This is a genomic window from Treponema succinifaciens DSM 2489, assembly GCF_000195275.1.
Classification (GTDB): Bacteria; Spirochaetota; Spirochaetia; order Treponematales; family Treponemataceae; genus Treponema_D; species Treponema_D succinifaciens.
In genome coordinates, this window is sequence record NC_015385.1 from 246,532 (window position 1) to 266,284 (window position 19,753).

Below are 19,753 nucleotides of genomic sequence, written 5' to 3' on the forward strand. Positions count from 1 at the left end.
TTTACTGTCATTCCCATGCTACGACATGGGAATCTATTATAAAATTTCAACAGATTATCCTGTCAAGCAGGATAATGACAAATGCCGCTTTCTTTTTCTTACCGCATATTCATTTTTTTTGTTAAATATGTCTTGTTTTTTCTGTATCGAATATTTGTTCAATCTATGTTATTATTTTATTGCGTTTATGGGGAAAAGTCCAGTGAAAGATAAGATGTCTATGAATGCATTTTTTCGTTCAAGGATTCAAGAGTTTCAAAAATAATTTTCTTATTTATATTTAGTTGCTGTGCTAGTAAAATAAAATCGTCTTTGTTGATTTTGTCCAAGTCATAATGCGTGCCGATTTTCATTGACATTTTTTTTGTTAAAGACGGAAAGGCTTTTGTAGAAACAACATCGTAAATTGGAGAGAGCCTTGCATTCCCCTTTTTGTCATAAAGAATTGAATAGTTTTTTGCATGGGCATCGCAGTTTCCAATAAGGTAGTTAAAAAGAATTTCAGTTATAAAAAAACGCAAATCAATAATCGGCATAACGGAATGAAGTTTCAGCAAGTCATAAATTTCTTTGATTCCAGGACCGCCGTCAGACTGGTATTTGTTTTCCGGCATAATTCCAAGAGCCTGGCACATATCTTCCTGATGAAGTCTTGTGATTTTCCCGTTCTTTATAATGCGGTCATATCGCTGGACTATAAAAACATCTTTTCCTGCGATTTTTTCAAGCCTTGATTCCGGCGCATTTAAGCCACATTTTTTTGCAAGCTGCATACAGTCATATTCATTTTGCGCTAATGTGGAAAGATTTCCTTCTCGTGTCGGCTTTAAAATATGGGTTGAAGGCGCGCCGTTTAAAGGCAAATACCACTGGTTTTCAAAAAATGCCAACGAAAGTTTTTCCTGTGCGCCGGCAAGAGAAAGTCTAAGCTTGTCATCAGCTTTGAGAAACGGTCTTTGTGGAATATTTAAAACAAAATCTTCTAGTTGTTCCTCTGAAAGTTTTTCGTAGTTTGAACTGTTTAGTTCGTATTCAGTTTTAATATTTTTTGGATTAAAATCGTCATCTGCAATTGTTATGAATCCTGCGCATTCCTGACCTATGGCTTCAAGGAGCTTAATGTCGCTGAGTTCTGAAATATGGAGATAATCGGCAACTCTTTTCCTTGTAAATTCTTCTGGAAGCAGTCCTGAAAAAAATGGAAGGCATTCTTTCTGCGAAAATTCTCCTTTTTTAAGCGGAAGGGAAAGAGAAATAGCCTTTGAATCTGGAGATGAAAGATATTCTTCTATATAATAGAATGCAATTCCTCTGTTTTCCGTAGTGAACAATTCCCCGCATTTTTTTTCTCCAAAATAAACATTCAGCTTCATTCGTTATCCTCGCGGTTTGTCAAAGAAATGTTTATTCCAAGAATTTGGAGGCAATTTATTACTTTTCCGATGTGAAGAGTTTCTTTGCCGTTTTCAAGCTCGGAAAAAAAACGGTTTCCAACATTGCACATTACGGCGCATTCAGACTGGGTAATTCCTAGGGATTTTCTGCGTTTTTTTACAGCTTCTGAAATATCGCTGATAGAGTTTATTATCATAACGGCAATTATAGCATTCCCGAACGGTAAAATCTATGTATTTTAAAGGTAATTTAAATCTTTTGTTACCGTTCGGGAAGATTTCTGGCAAAGAAAAGCGGATAATGACATTCAGATATAAAACTGTTATTATTTTATTGCGTTTATGGGGAAAAATCCAGTGAAAGATAAAAATGGTTTTGTGCTAAAGGCGGCGGTTCCGCTTGCTGTTCTTTTTGCGGCGGGAATTTTTTTTCTTATGCGCATTGTCTCTGGAATTTCTACTCATGGCGCGGAATTTGAAGGCGAAGACAGAAACTACCATATTCTTGTTGTGGGGCAGGCTGACAGTTCCGTTTTCCTTAACCAGATTTTTGAAGGCGCAAAAAGCATGAGCCATGACTATAGCGCGCTGGTGGAACTAAAGTCCCCGGATTCCCTTGCGGAAAATATTTCGCTTCAGTCTTTAATTGACTACGGTTCGTTTGTAAATGCGGATGGAATCATTGCCTATGTAAGCCCTTCATCGCTTCCGTTTGAATCAGTAAGCCGCATTGACGGCACAGAAATTCCTGTTATAACAATCGGACATTATCTTGCAGAAAATCCGCAGATTTCTTTTATCGGAAGCAACTATTCAAATCTTGGGCGCAGAATCGGCATTGAATCCGAAGAGCTTTTTGAGCCAAGTGGAAAAGCATATATCGTTATAAGCGGAATTTCAGGCAGCCCGAACCACAGCAATCTTTTAGACAGCCTAATGGATTATTACAAAGCTAGGGGAATTTCAAATTTTGAAGTGTTTGACAAGTCGCTCAAGGAAAACAAAAAAAGTGTGGAAGAAGTTCTTCTGCATGGAAAAACTGACTGCTGCGCCGTTGTCTGTCTTACAGAAGAAGACACGATTATGGCTCTTCAGCTTGTTGCAGCCTCTCCTGCTTCTGGACGCATAAAAATTTTAGGCTATGGTGAAAATGAAACTGTAACAATGTATCTTGAAAAAGGAATTCTTTCTAAGCTTGTTTCGTTCAATCTTAACAAAATCGGAAGAACGGCAATGGCGGAACTTTTTGAATACAGAAACAAAGGCTATGCGAACAGCTACATTACAGCTGACCTTCAAGTAAGGAGGGCAGAAAAAAAATGAAGCTTGCAGAAAACAAAAGCCTTCGATGGAAAATCATGGCAAGCATAGTTGCCGCCTTTCTTATAATGAGTGCGAGCCTTGCGCTTACAATGCTTATGGAACATTACGTTTTAAAATCCGTGGGCGAATCCTACAAGTCAAATTCCGAGCTGAATGTGTTTGCAAATGATTTGGCTCGTCTTGAAAATTCACTTGAACTTTACATTGAATATAGAACATTTGAAAGCATTGACGCTTATTATGCAAGTTTAGCCAGAGTTGAAGATCTTTGCGATGCGATGCAGGATTCTCCGTCTACAAATGAAGTGCGCCAAAAAGAATATGTTGTGAATCAGCTTGCGCAGTCTTTTCTATATTATAGTTCTAAAGCAGTTGCAGAACGAAGGGCAAACAGCACAAGCGGAAATTTTTATTTGCAGAGCCTTGAATGCTACAGATTTCTTTTGGAGGAAATTCAAAAGCTGAACATTCTCTATATGCAGAACAACGCCGAATTTTACGCTGCGGACAGAAACAATATAAATTTGCTTTTTAAGGTTTATGCAGTTTTCTTTGCGCTTTTCTTTGTTTTTATTCTTGCCTTGCTGAATCTTCTTATAGGAAAAATCACTCGGCCTCTTGCGGAAATTTCTTCGGTTGCGCTCCGTGTGGCTCAGCAGGATTTTGATGTTCCGCTTTTTAACAAAAAGTCGCATGATGAAATTGGAAACATCTGCCGCGCTTTTGACAGAATGATAATCAGCATAAGAGAATACATAGACAAAATTTGGGAAAAGGCTAGAACTGAAAACGAGCTTAGGGAACGCCAGATGGAAATGCAGGCTCTTTATGCGGATGCCCAGCTCAAGGCGTTTCAGAGCCAGATAAATCCGCATTTTTTGTTTAACACATTGAACACCGGGGCGCAGCTTGCCATGATGGAAGGCGCGGACAAGACTTGTTTTTTTATTGAGCAGACTTCGGATTTTTTTAGATACAACATTGCGCAAAAAGAAGATGCTAGTATTGATGACGAGCTTGGGCTTGTGGACAATTTTGTTTACATTATGAAAGTTCGCTTTGGAAAAAGGCTTGAGTTTGTAAAAAATATTCCAGAGCAGCATAAATTTTCTCAGAGGCTTCCTGCAATGACTTTGCAGCCGCTAGTTGAAAACTGCATTCAGCATGGCTTGCAAAATTCCATGGGCAAAGTTTTTCTTTCTGTAAAGGAAGCTGACGGTTTTGTTGAAATACTTGTGGGCGACAACGGCAGCAAATTTGATTCGGCTGTGCGTAAAGAAATTTTAAAGGCTGCAAGAAGCGGCGGAATGAAATCTCTTTCTGCAAAGGAAAATTCTTTGGAAGGCAAAGGCGGAGAGCATACGGGTATTGGGCTTATAAATGTTTTTTCGCGGCTTAGAATTTATTTTCACCGTGATGATGTTTTTGATATTTTTTCTGAAGATGATTCAGAAATGAAATTTTTAATCAGGATTCCAAATGTATAACATTTTAACTTGTGATGACGAGCAGATTATGATTGACTCGCTTCAGTTTATAATCAAAAAGAATTTTGAAGGGCAGGTGAATTTATTTTCTGCATTGTCTGGAAGCGATGCTGTTTCTATTGTGAGCCGGGAAAAAATCGACATAATTTTTATGGACATAAATATGCCGGGAATGAGCGGACTTGACGCAATCAGCTGCATAAAAAGTCTTAAGCCTTCCGCAGTGATTATTGTCTTGAGCGCGTTTGATAAATTTCAGTATGCGCAGGAAGCCATGAACATTGGAGCGTACAAATATATTACAAAGCCCGTAAACCGCAACATTGTAATTCAAACTGTTCGCAATGCCATGAATCTTGTTGACGAGCGCAACGGAACAACTTCTGGAAATTTGGAGCTTCAGAAAAAACTGGATATTGTCTACCCGATGATTGAAAGCGATTTTATTTACTCGTGCATTTTCAGCAAGGCGAAGAACGAAGACTTTAAAAGCTATCTTGACTATTTTAACATGAAAGTTGATGAATTCTTTTTTGCCTGCATAGAAATTCCCGGTTCTGAAAAAAATATATACGAAGCTTGCGCAAAAATCAGAAAAATTATTTCGCAAAAATTCAAATGCTTAGCCGGCTCATTTATGACAAATAGAGTCGCTGTATTTGTTTCTATGGAAAAATCAGCGGAAATTTTTGAAGATGATTTTCATTCTGCGGCAAGGGAAATATTTACGCTTTTGTCTGTGGAAATCGGGCAGAAGCTTCGGGCTGGAATAAGCAACATCTCCGGCAAGCTTGAAGAAGTTTCTGACCGCTGCAAAGATGCGATTCAGGCTTTGAACAGAACTTCTCCAGACGGAGGACTTTTATTTTCTGATGAGCTTTTGAATTCTTCTAGCGGCGATGAAAAAATTCAGGAGTTGTGCGAGCGCATTTTGAACCGTTTAAAGCTTGGTGATGCTGCCGGAGTTCAGTTTTTGGCAGAGCATTATATTGGGGAGCTTTACGAGCAAAATTTTCCGCTGGATAAAATAAAAGGAAACATTTTTGAAATTTTGATTGAAGCAAAAAATTCTGCAAAGTCCGCAAGTTCTTCATGGAAAAATGCTGCGTTTGAAAATATTTTTTCTGACTTGAGCAAGATTGACTCCAAGACGGAGCTTTTGAATTTTTTTAAGAACAGGCTTTCCGAGTGCGCGGCTTTTATTTGCAGTTCAAAAGATGAAAAAGAAAATCCGCTTGTAAAAAAAGTCTTCGGATATATTCAGGAACACATCGCGGAAAATTTTTCGCTTGATGATGCGGCTTCTTTTGCAGGTGTAAGTTCTTTTTATTTGAGCAAACTTTTTAAAGAAGAAACAGGCGAAACTTTTATAAACTATGTGACGGACAGGCGGCTGGAAAAAGGTCGGCTCATGCTTTGTGAAACCGAGCTTTCTATAAAGGAAATTTCTGCGGAAATTGGCTACAACGATCAGAATTATTTCAGCAGAATTTTTAAGAACAAGTTTGGAATTTCGCCAACTGATTTTAGAAACACAAATAGAAATTCGGAGTCCTTATGAAAAAAACTTTTTTAGTTTTGGCAGTTTTTCTTGCATTTATTTTTGCCGGATGCGCAAAGAGCAAGAGAACTTTTTCTGTGCAGAAGCAAAATTCTTTTGTGGATGAAAAGAAAACTACAATCGGATTTTCTATAGACACTCTTGCAATTGAACGGTGGCAAAGGGACTTGGATGTTTTTATGGCGCGCGCAAGAGATTTTGATGCGGATGTTATTGTTCAGAATGCGGGCAACAATGTTGAAGTTCAGAAAAAACAGCTCATGTATCTTCTGGATAAAAATGTGGATGTGGTTGTTGTTCTTGCAAAAGTCGCAGATTCTCTTAAAGATGAAATTGAAAAAATCCGTGCAAAAAATATTCCTGTCATTGCCTACGACCGCCTGATTTTGAACACAAAAATTGATTTGTACATTACGATTGATTCTGGGCAAGTCGGCGTGATTATGGGAAAAGAGCTTCAGCGTATTGCGCCTTTGCGTAACTGGCTTTGTATTTTGGGACCGCAGGAAGACTACAACATGGAAATGCTTTTGCGCGGACTTAGCGGAACTATAAAAACTTCCTTGCCGATTATAAATGAAATTTTTTACACTCAGGACTGGAACTATGATTTGTCCCGTCAGAAAATGCTTGACGTTATTACAAGCGGAAAAATTCCAGGCGCGATTATCTGCGGAAACGATGCGGTTGCGGACAGCGTGATTTCTGTTTTGCAGACTTACTATCCGGATAAGCACATTCCTATTTGCGGACAAGATGCTGACATTGCCGCTTGCCAAAATATTGTGCGCGGGCTTCAGGACTTTACTGTTTACAAACCGATTGTGGATCTTGCCAGAACTGCCGCTGAAATTTCAGTGAGAGTTGCACGCGGAGAAAAAATCCAGTCGCTTTCTAATTTAAAATCAATCGATAATAATTTTGCAGAAATTCCTGCGATTCTTTTAAAGCCTGTGCTGGTTACAAAAAACAATATAGACGATGTTATAATTGATTCCGGTTTTCACACTTATGGTGAAGTTTACATGGAATAGTTTTATAGATATAATTGTTGCAAAAAGGAAAAGTTGGGGTTCAAATGAAAGTTGTTACAAAAGCTGAACTTGATGAATGTTTTGATTATATAAATAAATGCCGCGCGGAAGTTGCAAAGCGTGTTGTTGGCCAGAAAGATGTTGTGGACGGAATCATCACAGCTCTTATTGCAGGCGGCCATGTTCTTCTTGAAGGCGTTCCGGGGCTTGCAAAAACTTTGGCGGTAAAAACTTTTGCTGATGTTTCAGGACTTGAATATAAAAGAATTCAGTTTACGCCGGATCTTCTTCCTGCTGATGTTAGTGGAACGCTGATTTATGAACAAGGTACTGGAAAATTTTCTGTTAGAAAAGGACCTGTGTTTTCAAATCTTGTTCTTGCGGACGAAATAAACCGCGCGCCGGCAAAAGTTCAGTCTGCTCTGCTTGAGGCTATGGCGGAGCATCAGGTTACAATCGGGGAAACAACTTACAAGCTGAACGAGCCTTTTTTTGTTCTTGCCACGCAAAATCCGATTGAGCAGGAAGGAACTTATAGTCTTCCAGAAGCGGAACTTGACCGTTTCTTGCTTAAGCTTCTTATTTCATATCCTACGCCGGAAGAAGAAATTTCAATTATAAAGTCGGAAGGCAGGGCAGATGAAATTCCTGTGAACAAAGTCTTTTCCGCGGCTGCTCTTCAAAAATGCCGGGACGCTGTGGACGCTGTTACTGTTGCTGACAAAATGCTTGCCTACATAGTTTCGATTGTGAATTTTACAAGAGCCGATGTCGCATTAAAAATGAACCGCCGCAACGACATTCAGCGTTACATTTCATTTGGAGTTTCTCCTCGTGCTGGAATTGCTCTTTTAAGATGCGCAAAAGTTCATGCGCTTTTTGAAAACAGAAGCTTTGTTCTTGCGGAAGATGTTCAGGCTGTTGCAAAGCCGGTTTTAAGGCACAGGCTTGTTTTGAATTATGAAGCTGCTGCGGATAATATTTCTGCGGACAGCTTGATTTCAAAAATCATAGACTTGATGCCAGTTCCATGAAAAACGACATAAGCCGCCGTGCTTCCCTTTTGCATTTGTCTTCTCTTTCTCTTGCTGAAAAAATGAAAAGCGGTTCATTTCGTTCGCTTTACCGTGGACGAGGAATTGAATTCAGCGGAGTCCGTGAATATCTACGAGGCGATGATGTGCGTGCAATTGACTGGAATGTTACGGCAAGAATGGGAAAACCTTTTGTAAAAGTTTTTGAAGAAGAACGTGAACTCGATGTCTTTATAGTTGCCGACGCTTCTCTTTCAATGTGCGTGGGAACAAGCCAGCAGACAAAAATTGAAAAAGCAATGGAGTGCGCTTCTCTTTTAACGCTTGCTTCATTTTATAATTCAAGTCCTGTTGGCGCCGTTGTTTTTGACGGTGAGCTAGAATTCTTTTGTTCTCCTGAATCTGGAAAAAAACATTCGCTTATGCTTTTGTCCCATTTTGAGCTTGACAGAAAAAAACAAAAGGCTGGTTCTGTTCTTGACAGCGCGCTTAGGGGTGCAGAAAAGCTTTTAAAGAAAAGAAGCCTTGTCTTTGTTATTTCTGATTTTAGGGCTGCGGAATGGCATGCTTCTTTTGCGCGTCTTTGCCAGAAAAATGATGTCATTGCAATAAATATAGTTGATTCTTCTGATTACAATATTCCTTCCGTTGGCTCTGTTCTTTTTGCAGATCCAGAAACAGGATACGAAGCAGTTCTTCCGACTTCAAGTCAGAAATTTATCCGCGGATGGAGAGAAGAAAATGAGCAGCGCAAGGAAAACTGGTTTAAAGAATGCGTGCGCCACGGAGGAATTCCTTTGTTTATAAGCACTGTTCAAGATCCTGCTGCAGAACTTATAAAATTTTTCAGCAGCAGGCACAGACATTCATTTTAGGAAAATGGCATGAAGAAAAATCTTTGCTTTGTTTTTAGCTTGTGCTTTTTTATTCAGTTTTTAGTTGCTCAGAATCCAAATGAAAATACAGCGGCTTTTGGAACGCAAGTTATGGTTCCGCGCGATGTCTTTATTGGCGACAGCGGACAGATTCAGTATTCGTTCAGAACGCCTATAGATTTTTTTTCTTTTGCAGATCCGTCAATGATAAAAGATGAAGTTCTTTCACTGAATCTTTCTTCAAGTGATTTTTTAGAAAATCCGGATGACTGCCTTGTTACAAAATCGGTTCTTGTTAGAAACGGCGTAAATTACAACCTTTACATAACGATAATTCCTTGGAAAACTGGAACAATAAAATTTAAGGAATTCAGCTTGGAAAAATTCTGCCACGGGCAAAACAGCGGCAGGGAAAATGTTGACTTTAGAATTCAGCTTGCGCCGGTTACAATTCTTTCGCTTGTAGAAAAACTTGAAGTAAAAAATTTAAAGTCTCCGCAGGCTCCTCTTTTGCTTCCAAATACAAATTATTTTTTGTGGATTGCAGGCTTTTTAGTCGCCGGATTTTTTTCATTGTCTTGCATTGTCCTGATAAGGCTTCCGCATATTTTGAAAAAATTGAAATTTTTAAGAGAACAGTTTGAACTTTACAGAAATGCAAAACGGACAAAGAAAAAGATTTCCATGCTTTTAAAAAAGAAAATTGATGACAAGGACTTTTGTGAAAAATGGCAGCTTGCAATGCGCGAATACTTGGAATTTAGATTTGCAGTTTCTTTTTGTTCTGTGCCCGGAAAAAAAGTCGGTGCGAAAATATTTGACATACTGAATGGTCTTGCAGGAGAAAAAGTTTGTGAAGCGATAGAATCTCTTTCGTGTTTTTTTGTGCGTACAGACTACATTCGGTTTGCAAGCGGTTCAATTGATTCTAAGCTTTTGCCACTGGAAACTCATCAGGCTTTGTTTGTTGAAAACGAAAAAAAATCAATGGTTGCGGAAACTTACAAGATAATTGATTTGCTCGAAAAAGGAGAGTGTAATAAAAATTTTGTCTGAAATAGTGTCAAAGTTTTTATTCACAAAGTTTGCGTTGCAAGCTTTCTTATCAAATGCAATTTCCGCTAGAAAATTGCGCTAAAAAGTCAAATCGAAAGTTAAAACTTTCTCAATGGCTTTTTATAGGAGAAAAAAGTGTTTGAATTTGAAAATCCTCCGGCATTTTTTCTTTTGCTTTTGATTCCGGTGCTTTATATTTTGCGTTATATAAAAATTTTTTCACGGCTTTCTTTGCCTTTAAATTTAAGCGACTGGAACGGAAGCAATTTTAAGTGGAAGGGAAATGCAAGAAAATTTCTTTCTGTTTTTGGAAGAGTTGTTTGTGTCTTATTTTACATTTGCCTTGTCTTTGCCTATGCGGATCCTGTTTTTCATCTTCAGCAAAAAGTCTATTCTTCAAAAGGCGCGTCGATTGTTTTTGTTTTGGACGTGAGCCCTTCAATGGCTGCAAAAGATATTGGTTCGCAAAGTCGTCTTGAAGCTGCAAAAAATTCCATTGTTTCCATGGCGGAAATGAATAGCGGCTCGGAGCTTGGGCTTGTTGTGATGGCTGAAAATGCCGCTGTTTTAGTTTCTCCCACAATGGATAGAAAATTCTTTTTGAACCGATTGAAAACTGTAAGTGTTGGAGAGCTTGGAGATGGAACTGCGATTGGAACTGGACTTAGCAGCGCAATTTATCATCTTGAAAAATCAAAGTCGCCTAAAAAAAGCATCGTCCTTATTACTGATGGAGAAAATAATTCAGGCGCGGTTCATCCTCATACTGCGGCTCGTCTTGCCGTGAACAAAGATATTTCACTTTACATTCTTGGTGTGGGAACAAGAGGCGTTGTTCCGATTGATTATGTAGATCCAAAGTCAAATAAAATTTATTCAGGTTATCTTGAATCGAAATTTGATACGTCTTCAATTGCACGGATTGCATCAGAGGGAAATGGAAAATTTTTTGAGATTGAATCTATTTCCGCATTGTCGCAGGCTATTTCTTCAATTTCAAAAAGTGAAAATATTGCTCAAAGCTACTACATAAAAAATCAGGATATATTTTATTACAGATATTTTTTGATTGCCGCGGTTGTTTTTGCTTGCATTGCATGGATTGTGCGCAGATTTCTTCTGCAGGAGACTTTATGAATTTTTCTGTTGAAAATCTATTTTCATTTTATCTTTTTATTCCTTTAGTTTTTGCGCTTTTGTTTGTTGTGGCACGGTATATTCGTTTAAGAAAAAATATCTGCGGAAAAGTTTTTGAATTTAAAAACGGCTCTTTTAGAATTTCAGCTTGTTTCTGGAGCAGAACTTTTTTTAGATTCATTTGTGGAATTTGCGTTGTTCTTGCACTCGCAGGAATTTCATTTGGAACAGATTCTGTGCCTGTACAAAAAAACGGAAAAGCCGTCTCTCTTGTGTTTGACATTTCTTATAGCATGGAAGCAAAAGATGCGCCCGGAGGAATTTCAAGACTTCAGGCAGTTTCCAGTTATGCAAGTGAGCTTTTGGACAGAATGAACGGATGCGCGGTTTCCGCTGTTCTTGCGAAGGGCGATGGAATTATTGCTGTTCCTCTTACAGAAGATTTTCAGAGTGTAAGAAGTTTAATAGAAAATCTTTCGCCTTTGCTTATGACTTCCGAGGGGACAAGCCTTGGCAATGGAATAAAATCCGCGCTTTCTTCGTTTCCAGAGCAATCTTCCGCAGCTTCATTTATCTGGCTTTTTACCGATTGCGAAGAAACAGACAACAGCCTTCAGTCTTCTCTTTCTGAATGTTTAAAATCCGGAATTCCTGTTGTTATTATCGGATTTGGCTCTGAGCGTGAAAGTGAAATTTTTGCGGGCGATGGAATTACAAAAGTAAAAACAGCTTTAAGATCCGGCAGCGTTGAAAAAATGATTTTATCTCTAAAGGAAAAATTTGTTTCGTCCAAAAGAAATAACTCTGCGCCTTCTGTTGTTTACATTGATGCCTCGGAAATGGGCTCTGCCGCCGCTATTTTAAAAATGCTTGATCTTAATGGTTCGTTGCCGTCGGTTTCTTATGAAATTCAGAGCACTCAGCGTTATGGACTTTTTATTTCTTTTGCAATTTTATTTTTCCTTGCCTCGATTTTTTTTGGCGAGCTTGATATTGCAGGCGGAAAGAAAAAATTGATTTCATCTGTTTCCATGGCTTCGCTTGTTTTTTTGTTTACAGGATGTTCGCCACGTTTTAATGACGGCATAAAAATTCTTGAAGGAAAACTTGACTGGTCTAAGCAGGATTATCAAAATGCAGTCGGAGATTTTTTTGAAACAGCTTCAAATGCACAATCCCGTGGAGATTTTCTTGTTGAACAGTATGCGGTATTTGGACTTGGCTCGACTTATCTTATGCAAGGCGAAACTGATGCAGCGTTAAAAAGATTTTCGAAAATATACGAAAATTCTTCAGATAAAATTAAATTTGCAATCCTTTATAATTTTGGAATAATTGCGCATCGTAACGGAGATTATAAAGCGGCAACTGATTTTTTCAAAAAAGCTATTTTAATAGACAGCACCAGCATAAATGCAAAAATTAATCTTGAACTTTCGTTGAGGGAAAATTCAGAACGCTCAAGAGAATCCGCGCAGGAACTTGTGCCTTTGTCAGAAAATAAAGAAGAACAGAATATTCAAAATGCTCTTTATTCTATAATTCGGGAGGATGAAAGACAGCAATGGAAAAATATGCAGAAAGATTCAGAACGGACTTCCCGCGATTATTAATTTTTGTCTTGCTTGTTGCTTATGCATTTCCTGTTTTCGCAAAGCCAGTTTCATGGAATTATCTATGGAGCTTGCGTTTCAAGCAAAGTCAGGAAACTTTATTTACAGAAACCGACAATTCATTTTATGTTGAAATTGAAGGAGTTACTCCAGACAGCATTCAGCTTGCCGTGAATTCTCTTCCGCATAATGTAAGTTTTGTTTCGTCAAAAAAAGAAACCGTTATGATAAAAAGCGGAAACGGACAGAACGAAAAATATTCAGCAGGAACAAGAATTACAATCTGGATGAAATTTTTAAAAACCGGATTTTACAAAATCAGTCCGATTGATCTTGTTATAAACGGAAGTTTTTATCAGATTCCGTTTAATCCTGTTGAAGTTTTTGAAAATCCAAAATTTATAAATCCGCAGGTTTCAGTTTCTTTTAACAATCTGAATATTTCTTCAAAAGGAAAAACCGCTGAAGCTTATGAGGGGCAGCACATTGTTTTTACAGTGAATGTGAAATACGCGAATTCTGTAAAAAATGTTTCTTGGAATATTCCGGAAGATTCTGTATTTAAAAAACTTCGGGAGTTTAATTCTTCTGATGAAGATTTTTTTTCCACGGAATTCAAACCTATTGCTGTATTTGACTGGCAGCCTTTAAAATCCGGAAATTGGAATCTTCCTGAAATCTTTGTTACGGCGGTTTCGTACAATGGAACAATCAATGATATAAAATGTCCGCCTATTTCTTTCAAGGTTCATGAAAAAAAATCAGTGGTCAATGAACCAAAACAGGAAAGTCCTTTTGCCTACGCTTTTATAGAATCTTCAAGTTATGATAAAAATGTTTCCAGACCGGAAGCGAAAAATTATGATATTTTGAATTTGATTGAGCTTCATAAAAAGGAACGCCATTCAATTCCATTTTTTAATTCGGCATTTAAAGAAAGAAGACAAATTGAGCTTTCGGTTGGACTTTCTCCTTCTGGAGTTGAGCCGAGCGTTGTTTTTTTTACCATAATGTTTTGTGCTGTTTTTATTTTGCTTGCTGTTTCAGTTTTGCTTTTTATTTTCAAGCGAAAAAAAACTTGCGCAATTTTTGTTTCTATGTTTGTTACGTTTGCAGTTTTCTTGTCGATTTATGGATATCATTTGTTTACTTCCCGCGGAATTTATGCAGGAGGAACAATGAGTCCGATTCCAGAAAAAACTGCTCCAACAGGTGTAACCATTCAGGCTGGAAGCGTTGTTTCTATAATAAGAACTGCGGGAGGCTGGATGTACATAAGGCATAATGATACTTACGGTTGGGTTTCGGCGGAAAATGTTTATATAATAAAATAGCAAGGAATTTAAAAATGGATTTTGGTGATATTTTGTCGCAGTGGGATTCTATTCAGAAGAATCATGTTCCAAAAAATAAAGGTCCTCAAATTTGCCGTAAAAAAGCAAATGCTCCTACAAAAGAAGAAAAAGAAGCCGCGCGTCAAGGTTATTCTTACGAGCAGATTATGGATCAGAACAGCCAGAAGCGCATAAATCCGATGGAACTTTGGCTTAGGCGATACGGTACGGTAGACAAAGACAAGGCTTTTGAAGAAAATGCGCGTCAGGAAAAACTTAATGATATAAATTATTTAAAGACGCTTGCTCCAGAAGCTACAATAGATTTGCATCAGCTTACAAGAGAAGAAGCGTGGGACAAACTTAAGATTTTTGTTGACAGCTGCTACATCCGGAAACTCAAGAAAATTCTTATCATCCACGGAAAAGGAAATCACAGCCATGGAACAGATCCAGTTCTTGGGCAACTTGTGCGGCTTTTTATTGAGCAGGACAAGCGTCTTGGAACTTCCGGCCATCCAGACAGAAATCACGGCGGCTCTGGAGCAACTTGGGTGATAATAAAAAATTAGATTTTTTCAATTGATTTATTCAATGGATTTTAGTAAGTTTAGTTTTAAGAGTTTTTGCTGATATGGAAGATTTGTATAAAATTTTGAATGTTGAAAAAAATGCCTCTGCGGAAGAAATCAAAAAAGCCTATAGAAATTTAGCATTTAAATTTCATCCAGACAGAAATCCAGGCGATAAATCCGCGGAAGAAAATTTCAAAAAGATAAACGAAGCTTATTCAGTTTTAGGAGATGAAATAAAACGCCGCCAGTACGACCAGTACAACATGAATGGCTTTTCTGAAAATTTTCAGCAGAACGGCGGATTTTATCAAGGCGACCCTTTTGCAGATTTTTTTAACAACAGAAATTATCAGTACACTTACACTTATTCTTCAAAAAATTCAGAGAGCAAAAAAGGCTTTTCTTTAATAGGATTTTTCTTAAGCATAGTTCAGATTTTGTTCTGCTTCTTGGGATTTACCACAGTCGGCAGATGGAGTTTTTTGCTTGGCATTTTATTTTTTATTGGACTAGTCAATGGAATAAAATCAGCGGCAGGAAATTTAAAATGGATTCTTGCTGAATAAAAAAGTGAAAGGAAAATTTTATATGGAAAATAATTCAGGCATTGTTGTTTACACAGATGGCGGTTGCCGCGGAAATCCTGGCTGCGGAGGTTGGGGTTGCGTTATAATTGACGGCGAAAAAGAATACAAATTTTCCGGCGGAGAAAAACTTACAACAAACAACCGCATGGAACTTATGGCTGCAATTAGCGCGCTAAATTCAATTGCCGAAAATACGCTTTGGAAAAATCAGCATATTTCAGTTTATTCAGACAGTCAGTATGTAAAAAACGGAATAACTTCTTGGATTCAAAACTGGAAAAAAAACGGCTGGAAAACTTCTGCAAAGAAACCTGTTCTTAATAAAGATTTGTGGGTTCAGCTTGATTCGGTTTACAATCTTCTTGACATCGAATGGAAATGGGTCAAAGGCCATGCGGGCGTAAAGTACAACGAAATTTGCGATGAACTTTGCAATATGGAAATGGACAAGCAAGGGTAAAATTTGTTCGCAAGAAATATTTTGTTGTAAAGAGAATATTTTTTACTCTATAAAGATATAATCATTGAAATAAACCGCTCGGATTTGTCCCATTACAAGATTTTCGTTTATTTTTTGAAGCAGTTCTTCTTTTATTAAATTTTCTCCTTTTGCCCGGATTTGGCTGAAAGTGAGCGCGGAAAAATAGTTTGTAAAAATCGATTTTATCTGCCGTTCCTTTAGTGAAAGTTCTTCAAATAAAGCCTTGTCTTCCGCAGGGTACGAAAACCATGGGGAAACAACGATTACAACTTGCTCGTCTTTTTCTGAAATTTGTTTTGTGAAAATCCTAAGCTGCCCGATGTCCGTAAACGCATTCATGCTTTTTTCTTTTCCTGTGTTCATGTTTGTGATTTTTTTTGGACTTGGATCTGATTTTCTGTATGCGCTCGCAGGATTTTCTTTTGTGAATATATAAAATGCAATTGTAACAATTATTATTGTAAGAAGAATTGCGGCTGCCAGTGCAAAAAGAAATCTATTCAATTTATTCAGATTCATACAATAAATTCCTTTAGCAAAGAAAGCGTTCTTGTTGTCGCATTTCCGGTTTCATCGAATGTTCCAGGAATTCTTGCGGTCAGCTCGATAAAATTTTCAAGCCATTCTTCTTTTTCAATTGTTCCGTTTTTTCTTGCAAGCTCAACCAAGTCGGCTTTTTCCATTGGGATTTTGAATTTCCGTTTTGTGCCAAGAAGATTTTCTGTAAGCACCGAAATTATTTCTTCAAATCCGAGTTCTGTTTTTGCGCTTGCATGAATTGCGTTTGGAAATGCCTTGTTCAGCTGTGAAACCGTGATGAACTTTTCTTTTACAAGATCGAATTTGTTCAAGACAACAGTCTGCGGAATTTCTTCAGCGTGAATTTCCTTTAGAACTTTCTGCACTTGCTGATATTGTTTTTCGCAGTCAGGGTCAGAAGCGTCAACCACAATCAAAAGAAAATCAGAAAGCGAGGTTTCTTCCAGCGTGGATTTGAATGCGTCGATTAAAGTATGCGGAAGATTTGAAATAAATCCGACTGTGTCCGTCATTAAAACAGACGAGGCTTCCGAAAGTGCGAATTTTCTTGTGGTTGGATCTAGCGTTGCAAAAAGCTTGTTTTCTACAAGAACATCCGCCCCTGTGAGCGCATTTAGCAGGCTTGACTTTCCGGCATTTGTGTATCCAACCAAAGAACAAGTTGCGGTTGCGGTTCGTTCCCTTTGCTTACGCTGAATGTTCCTGTTTATTGCGACTTGTGCAAGTTCTTTTTTTATCTGAACGATTTTATCTTCTATTTGACGGCGGTCAAGTTCCAGCTGAGTTTCGCCGCTTCCTTTGTTTCCGAATGAGCCGCCTCTTTGTCGCGCCATGTCTCCGTAAGTGTGGCTTAATCTTGGAAGTGAATACTGAAGTTTTGCAAGTTCTACCTGAAGGCTTGCTTCTTTTGTCTGCGCGCGTGAATCAAAAATTCTTATTATTACTTCGTTTCTGTCAAAAACCGGCATATTGGCAAGTTTTTCCCAGTTGCGCTGCTTGGACGGATCTATTTCCCAGTCAAAAACTATGCAGTCCGCAAAAACTTCCTTTGCCTTATCTACTATTTCCTGCGCTTTTCCTGTTCCCATTCCGTAGGCGGGAGTTGGCTCTATGCGTGTAAGTACAATTGTGCCGGCAATTTCCATGTCCAGCGTCTGCACTAGACTTTGTAGTTCCTTTGGCTCTGGATTTCCGTTTTTCTTGTCTGGCGCGCCGACTAAAAGACATTTTACTTTGCGTTCTTGCTCTTGCTGAATTTCAATCATAAAATTTATTATACATTTTAAAATAAACAAATGAAAGTGCGCCTTAATTTTTGCATTATGCTAACTTTTCGCTTGATTTTTCTTTGGAATTTTCGGAAAATAAATGTGCTAAACTTTTTTATCCTTATGTCGAAAATTTATAAGTTCAGGACTCTAAAAGAAAATGCCGGAATTTGAAAAAGAACAAAAAATCTGTAAATCTTCCTCTTCTTCCTCGGAGCATGGACTTATGAAAAAAGCTCTTGAAATAACAAAGCAAAACAATGCTTGTGCTTCGGGACTTCTTTCAAAAATTACAAAATCATCATTAAGGGCAAAAAATATGACTAAGGCAATTGTTGAGCAGAACGGAATCTTTACAATAAAAGAAAATCTTGAAACTTCATCAGTAAAGCAAGATCCGGGCTTAAAGGCTTTAGTTGAGTCTGTTTTAAAATAAATTTACGGTCGAAGTCCGTCTACAATAAATTCTTTTGGAAGGCGGGCAGGCGCATTGTTCTTTACAGAAGCCCAAGTTACATCAGCTTCCGCGCAAATGTGTCCGTCTTCTTTTTTTATAGTCTGATGAAAAGTTCCGCTTACAGCTCCAAGTTTTACAGGAGTTGTTTCGATTATCAGGTTGTCATCAAGAAACGCTGAATTCTTGTAGAAAATATCAATGTGCGTTATGTAAAGATAATAGCCGGCTTCTACAATTCCCTTGTAGTTGAATCCAATCTGGTGCAGATAATCCATGCGCGCTGTTTCAAGATAATTTAAATAAACCGCGTTGTTTACGTGGCTGTAGCTGTCGCATTCGTAAGAGCGGACTGTAAGATTTGTTGTGTAAGTCATGTATGCTCCGTGATTTTTAAGCGTCTTCGTTTACTTCAATGTGGAAATTCTGCATAAGGGAAACAAAAGAAAAAAATTCCTTGTATACGCTGATGCACATTTGCTTGAGTTTTCCTTCTGCAAAGTGGTCTATGTCTTTCCAGTTTCTTATTAAAGTTGGATGCGGCTTTATGCAGTCTTCAAGAACCATTTTAAGGTTTTTTCCATAAGTAATGAAAAGATTTACAGAGCCAAGAATGATTTTTGCTGCGGATGTGTTTACAAAATTCAGTGTTGAATGAATTATGTTTCTTGATTCCTTGTCTCGTTCGGTTCGCGGAAGATGAGTTTTCATTTTTAAGCCGAGATCAACACTGTCGTCAAGGCTGTTGTCCAAAGCTATGATTTTGTCTGCGTTTTCAACAAGCTGATGGAAAGCCTCGCTCATTGGAGCTGCCAACTCCTGGTTTGCCCATTCACCGCGGACAAGAAGAATGTCAGAAAGTTCCTTTACATCTTTTTTTACATAGTCGAGAATAAATTTCTTTAAATATGAAAGCGGTTCACAGTATTCAAACTTTCCTATTTCCTTGCGTTCAAAAGGCGCGCTTCCTGCTTCTGTATAAAATTTGAGTTTTTCTATCTGGGTTGTTCCAAAAATTTGGTTCAGCAAAACTTCAATTTTTCCTTCTGTCTGCTTTTCTTTTAGAGCAGTCAAAGTGTTTTCCGCCTGCTTTTTTACTTCCGTGATAAAATCGTCAACAATGTACAAATCTTTTGCTGCGTAAACTTCGTTGTAAGACGGATCTTCGGAAATGAGCTGAATGAGCATTTCCACAATTCTGTTTTCCTTTAAATAGCGGATTCGTGCAAGAATTTTTTTCCAAACGCCCGGCGATACCGGATCCACGCCTTTTACTTTCTTTATCAGCTTAAAAACTTCATCCCAAGAAGAATCAAACGGAAGCGACCAGGCGACATCCATGAAATTTTTCAAGTCTTCAAGAACATAAGTTCCGCTTATTGGTATGAATCTCGGTGGATTAGAAAAGTTGTGTTCTTTAAGCGAACTGTCAAATTTTTTGAGCATAAAGAAATAATCGAACTGCACAAAATTTACAAAGCCCATGAGTTTTGTGTAAACGCCGTCAATGGCAGAAATTTTGTTGCTGTCGAATTCTGAGGAAAAGGCGTCCATATAAAGTTTTGTCTGCTCGAAAACTTCTTTTAGCGGCTTTTTCTTTGCAGCGTCTATAATTGCAAGCTCCGAGATGTTTCCCAGTGATTCCAGTTGTTTATCCGAAAGGGAATTGTCGATTACAATCCGCTTAAATGCTTTCGGATTTATAGATTGAATCATTGCCTGTGCCGGCGAAATTGCTTTATATATTTCATAGAAGAATTTTGCAAAACTTGGATCTATTTCATTAGAAGAAGTCTTGTAAAAATGATACTTAGTTTTAGAAAGATTTTTTGCAATGTTTTTTAAGGCGCGTTTTTTTGCGGCCTCTGGACTGTTTCCTCCAAAGAATGAATTGAGCAAGTCCTTAAAAAAGTTTCGATTCCCCATGCAGAAAATATACCTAAATAAACGAGCTTATTCAAGGCTGTTGACTTGCAATGACAAACTTAAAGAAAACTTGT

At 38.0% G+C, this 19,753-nt stretch carries 20 protein-coding genes; 14 read left to right on the forward strand and 6 right to left on the reverse strand.

Going from position 1 to position 19,753, the window contains the following annotated elements:
* Nucleotides 1-218: 218 nt before the first annotated feature.
* Both TRESU_RS01140 and TRESU_RS01145 read right to left on the reverse strand, forming a co-directional pair.
* On the reverse strand, nucleotides 219-1,373 hold the full coding sequence (locus TRESU_RS01140; RefSeq protein ID WP_013700492.1) for a type II toxin-antitoxin system HipA family toxin: 1,155 nt from the start codon (nucleotides 1,371-1,373) through the stop codon (nucleotides 219-221).
* On the reverse strand, nucleotides 1,370-1,591 hold the full coding sequence (locus TRESU_RS01145) for a helix-turn-helix domain-containing protein (RefSeq protein ID WP_013700493.1): 222 nt from the start codon (nucleotides 1,589-1,591) through the stop codon (nucleotides 1,370-1,372). Before TRESU_RS01145 ends, TRESU_RS01140 begins: the two co-directional genes overlap by 4 nt.
* Nucleotides 1,592-1,751: 160 nt before the next feature.
* On the opposite strand from TRESU_RS01145, the gene TRESU_RS01150 reads away from it, so the two are divergent.
* The 13 genes from TRESU_RS01150 (at nucleotide 1,752) to rnhA (ending at nucleotide 15,470) form a co-directional block, all read left to right on the forward strand.
* Nucleotides 1,752-2,717 (forward strand): substrate-binding domain-containing protein, encoded by a 966-nt coding sequence (locus TRESU_RS01150; RefSeq protein WP_041611868.1) that lies wholly within the window; start codon nucleotides 1,752-1,754, stop codon nucleotides 2,715-2,717.
* Nucleotides 2,714-4,204 (forward strand): sensor histidine kinase, encoded by a 1,491-nt coding sequence (locus TRESU_RS01155; RefSeq protein ID WP_013700495.1) that lies wholly within the window; start codon nucleotides 2,714-2,716, stop codon nucleotides 4,202-4,204. Before TRESU_RS01150 ends, TRESU_RS01155 begins: the two co-directional genes overlap by 4 nt.
* Nucleotides 4,197-5,765 (forward strand): response regulator transcription factor, encoded by a 1,569-nt coding sequence (locus TRESU_RS01160; protein ID WP_013700496.1) that lies wholly within the window; start codon nucleotides 4,197-4,199, stop codon nucleotides 5,763-5,765. The genes TRESU_RS01155 and TRESU_RS01160 overlap by 8 nt, the downstream gene beginning before the upstream one ends.
* Nucleotides 5,762-6,799 (forward strand): sugar ABC transporter substrate-binding protein, encoded by a 1,038-nt coding sequence (locus TRESU_RS01165; RefSeq protein WP_013700497.1) that lies wholly within the window; start codon nucleotides 5,762-5,764, stop codon nucleotides 6,797-6,799. The genes TRESU_RS01160 and TRESU_RS01165 overlap by 4 nt, the downstream gene beginning before the upstream one ends.
* Nucleotides 6,800-6,843: 44 nt before the next feature.
* Nucleotides 6,844-7,833 carry an AAA family ATPase gene (locus TRESU_RS01170; protein ID WP_013700498.1) on the forward strand — a complete coding sequence of 330 codons (990 nt, stop codon included), beginning with the start codon at nucleotides 6,844-6,846 and terminating at the stop codon, nucleotides 7,831-7,833.
* A complete protein-coding gene (locus TRESU_RS01175; RefSeq protein WP_013700499.1) occupies nucleotides 7,830-8,708 on the forward strand; it encodes a DUF58 domain-containing protein in 879 nt (292 codons plus the stop codon). Before TRESU_RS01170 ends, TRESU_RS01175 begins: the two co-directional genes overlap by 4 nt.
* Before the next feature lie 9 nt (nucleotides 8,709-8,717).
* The gene (locus TRESU_RS01180; protein WP_013700500.1) at nucleotides 8,718-9,764 is read left to right on the forward strand and encodes a hypothetical protein; all 1,047 of its coding nucleotides are present in this window, start codon (nucleotides 8,718-8,720) and stop codon (nucleotides 9,762-9,764) included.
* 135 nt (nucleotides 9,765-9,899) lie between these two features.
* Nucleotides 9,900-10,901, forward strand: a complete 1,002-nt coding sequence (locus TRESU_RS01185; RefSeq protein WP_013700501.1) for a VWA domain-containing protein — start codon at nucleotides 9,900-9,902, stop codon at nucleotides 10,899-10,901.
* Nucleotides 10,898-12,514 carry a VWA domain-containing protein gene (locus TRESU_RS01190; protein ID WP_013700502.1) on the forward strand — a complete coding sequence of 539 codons (1,617 nt, stop codon included), beginning with the start codon at nucleotides 10,898-10,900 and terminating at the stop codon, nucleotides 12,512-12,514. The genes TRESU_RS01185 and TRESU_RS01190 overlap by 4 nt, the downstream gene beginning before the upstream one ends.
* A complete protein-coding gene (locus tag TRESU_RS01195; RefSeq protein WP_013700503.1) occupies nucleotides 12,466-13,848 on the forward strand; it encodes an SH3 domain-containing protein in 1,383 nt (460 codons plus the stop codon). Before TRESU_RS01190 ends, TRESU_RS01195 begins: the two co-directional genes overlap by 49 nt.
* Nucleotides 13,849-13,862: 14 nt before the next feature.
* The gene (locus TRESU_RS01200; protein ID WP_013700504.1) at nucleotides 13,863-14,420 is read left to right on the forward strand and encodes a Smr/MutS family protein; all 558 of its coding nucleotides are present in this window, start codon (nucleotides 13,863-13,865) and stop codon (nucleotides 14,418-14,420) included.
* A gap of 62 nt (nucleotides 14,421-14,482) precedes the next feature.
* Entirely contained in the window at nucleotides 14,483-14,989 is a 507-nt protein-coding gene (locus tag TRESU_RS15880; RefSeq protein WP_013700505.1) for a DnaJ domain-containing protein, read from the forward strand.
* A 22-nt stretch (nucleotides 14,990-15,011) separates the two neighbouring features.
* Nucleotides 15,012-15,470: a ribonuclease HI gene (gene rnhA, locus TRESU_RS01210; protein WP_013700506.1), complete on the forward strand. Its 459-nt coding sequence runs from the start codon at nucleotides 15,012-15,014 to the stop codon at nucleotides 15,468-15,470.
* 42 nt (nucleotides 15,471-15,512) lie between these two features.
* Here rnhA and TRESU_RS01215 read toward each other — a convergent pair whose 3' ends face one another.
* Both TRESU_RS01215 and hflX read right to left on the reverse strand, forming a co-directional pair.
* Nucleotides 15,513-16,010, reverse strand: a complete 498-nt coding sequence (locus TRESU_RS01215; protein ID WP_013700507.1) for a flagellar basal body-associated FliL family protein — start codon at nucleotides 16,008-16,010, stop codon at nucleotides 15,513-15,515.
* Nucleotides 16,007-17,296: a GTPase HflX gene (hflX, locus tag TRESU_RS01220; RefSeq protein WP_041612126.1), complete on the reverse strand. Its 1,290-nt coding sequence runs from the start codon at nucleotides 17,294-17,296 to the stop codon at nucleotides 16,007-16,009. Before hflX ends, TRESU_RS01215 begins: the two co-directional genes overlap by 4 nt.
* Before the next feature lie 163 nt (nucleotides 17,297-17,459).
* Between hflX and TRESU_RS01225 the strand changes: the two genes are divergently transcribed.
* Entirely contained in the window at nucleotides 17,460-17,735 is a 276-nt protein-coding gene (locus TRESU_RS01225; RefSeq protein ID WP_041611869.1) for a hypothetical protein, read from the forward strand.
* Between the two features lie 2 nt (nucleotides 17,736-17,737).
* Here the strand turns inward: TRESU_RS01225 and TRESU_RS01230 are convergent, their stop codons facing one another.
* Both TRESU_RS01230 and TRESU_RS01235 read right to left on the reverse strand, forming a co-directional pair.
* Complete coding sequence (locus tag TRESU_RS01230) at nucleotides 17,738-18,130, reverse strand: acyl-CoA thioesterase (protein ID WP_013700510.1); 393 nt, start codon at nucleotides 18,128-18,130, stop codon at nucleotides 17,738-17,740.
* A gap of 16 nt (nucleotides 18,131-18,146) precedes the next feature.
* The gene (locus TRESU_RS01235) at nucleotides 18,147-19,679 is read right to left on the reverse strand and encodes a DUF5312 family protein (protein WP_013700511.1); all 1,533 of its coding nucleotides are present in this window, start codon (nucleotides 19,677-19,679) and stop codon (nucleotides 18,147-18,149) included.
* Nucleotides 19,680-19,753: the final 74 nt, after the last annotated feature.

Excerpts from the sequence above, each read along its gene's own strand:
- TRESU_RS01140 (WP_013700492.1), bottom strand. The coding sequence starts at position 1,373 with ATGAAGCTGAATGTTTATTTTGGAGAAAAAAAATGCGGGGAATTGTTC.
- TRESU_RS01145 (WP_013700493.1), bottom strand. The coding sequence starts at position 1,591 with ATGATAATAAACTCTATCAGCGATATTTCAGAAGCTGTAAAAAAACGC.
- TRESU_RS01155 (WP_013700495.1), top strand. The coding sequence starts at position 2,714 with ATGAAGCTTGCAGAAAACAAAAGCCTTCGATGGAAAATCATGGCAAGC.
- TRESU_RS01160 (WP_013700496.1), top strand. The coding sequence starts at position 4,197 with ATGTATAACATTTTAACTTGTGATGACGAGCAGATTATGATTGACTCG.
- TRESU_RS01165 (WP_013700497.1), top strand. The coding sequence starts at position 5,762 with ATGAAAAAAACTTTTTTAGTTTTGGCAGTTTTTCTTGCATTTATTTTT.
- TRESU_RS01170 (WP_013700498.1), top strand. The coding sequence starts at position 6,844 with ATGAAAGTTGTTACAAAAGCTGAACTTGATGAATGTTTTGATTATATA.
- TRESU_RS01175 (WP_013700499.1), top strand. The coding sequence starts at position 7,830 with ATGAAAAACGACATAAGCCGCCGTGCTTCCCTTTTGCATTTGTCTTCT.
- TRESU_RS01180 (WP_013700500.1), top strand. The coding sequence starts at position 8,718 with ATGAAGAAAAATCTTTGCTTTGTTTTTAGCTTGTGCTTTTTTATTCAG.
- TRESU_RS01190 (WP_013700502.1), top strand. The coding sequence starts at position 10,898 with ATGAATTTTTCTGTTGAAAATCTATTTTCATTTTATCTTTTTATTCCT.
- TRESU_RS01195 (WP_013700503.1), top strand. The coding sequence starts at position 12,466 with ATGGAAAAATATGCAGAAAGATTCAGAACGGACTTCCCGCGATTATTA.
- TRESU_RS01200 (WP_013700504.1), top strand. The coding sequence starts at position 13,863 with ATGGATTTTGGTGATATTTTGTCGCAGTGGGATTCTATTCAGAAGAAT.
- TRESU_RS15880 (WP_013700505.1), top strand. The coding sequence starts at position 14,483 with ATGGAAGATTTGTATAAAATTTTGAATGTTGAAAAAAATGCCTCTGCG.
- rnhA (WP_013700506.1), top strand. The coding sequence starts at position 15,012 with ATGGAAAATAATTCAGGCATTGTTGTTTACACAGATGGCGGTTGCCGC.
- TRESU_RS01215 (WP_013700507.1), bottom strand. The coding sequence starts at position 16,010 with ATGAATCTGAATAAATTGAATAGATTTCTTTTTGCACTGGCAGCCGCA.
- hflX (WP_041612126.1), bottom strand. The coding sequence starts at position 17,296 with ATGATTGAAATTCAGCAAGAGCAAGAACGCAAAGTAAAATGTCTTTTA.
- TRESU_RS01225 (WP_041611869.1), top strand. The coding sequence starts at position 17,460 with ATGCCGGAATTTGAAAAAGAACAAAAAATCTGTAAATCTTCCTCTTCT.
- TRESU_RS01230 (WP_013700510.1), bottom strand. The coding sequence starts at position 18,130 with ATGACTTACACAACAAATCTTACAGTCCGCTCTTACGAATGCGACAGC.
- TRESU_RS01235 (WP_013700511.1), bottom strand. The coding sequence starts at position 19,679 with ATGGGGAATCGAAACTTTTTTAAGGACTTGCTCAATTCATTCTTTGGA.